Annotated in this window: 2 protein-coding genes; both read left to right on the top strand. The window is 40.6% G+C overall.

Annotated elements, in window-relative coordinates; all coding sequences use genetic code 11:
- Positions 1-368, top strand: a 368-nt coding sequence (locus SD31_RS14280) for a thioredoxin family protein (protein WP_039054608.1), incomplete at its 5' end; no start/stop codon positions are given.
- A gap of 9 nt (positions 369-377) precedes the next feature.
- Positions 378-627 (top strand): MmcQ/YjbR family DNA-binding protein (locus tag SD31_RS14275; RefSeq protein WP_039054607.1); only part of this gene is annotated, 250 nt, incomplete at its 3' end.

Below are 627 nucleotides of genomic sequence, written 5' to 3'. Positions count from 1 at the left end.
AGCAATGGATTTTGATTACCGAGCCATGGTGTGGGGACGCTGCCCATTCTGTTCCACAGATTTACAACATGGTGAAGGATAATGCTAATATCGCGTTGGATATCCAGCTGCGTGATGAAGAACCATTTTTGATTAACAGCTATCTTACTAATGGAGGGAAATCCATTCCTAAGTTGGTCATCCGCAATAGTAAGGGAGAAGATTTAGCGGTGTGGGGGCCACGTCCGGACAAACTACAGCATATGTTTTTAGAATTGAAAGAAAAGAATGCTTCCATGGATGAAATTAAAGAAGTCATCCAGAAGTGGTATAATGAAGATAAAGGTCAGGAGATACAAAGAGAACTAGTTCAATTGCTGAGGCAATAGTTTTTTGTCATGCATATCGAGGATATACGGCTATATTGTCTTTCCAAATCTACCCAAGTGGTGGAAGAATTGCCTTTCGGTCCCGACACCTTGGTGTTTAAGATTCGTGGGAAAATATTTCTTTTGATATCCTTGGATCAATATGACGAGATACGGTTTAATGTGAAATGCGATCCCGACTATGCTGAAGAGCTACGTGAACGGTATAGTCAAACCGTTTTTCCGGGTTATCATAWRAACAAAAAACATTGGAATACGG

It is taken from the genome of Sphingobacterium sp. T2, assembly GCF_000814685.1.
Classification (GTDB): Bacteria; Bacteroidota; Bacteroidia; order Sphingobacteriales; family Sphingobacteriaceae; genus Sphingobacterium; species Sphingobacterium thermophilum.
Note: the sequence above shows the minus strand (reverse complement) of the source record. Positions and strands in the feature narration are given on the sequence as shown.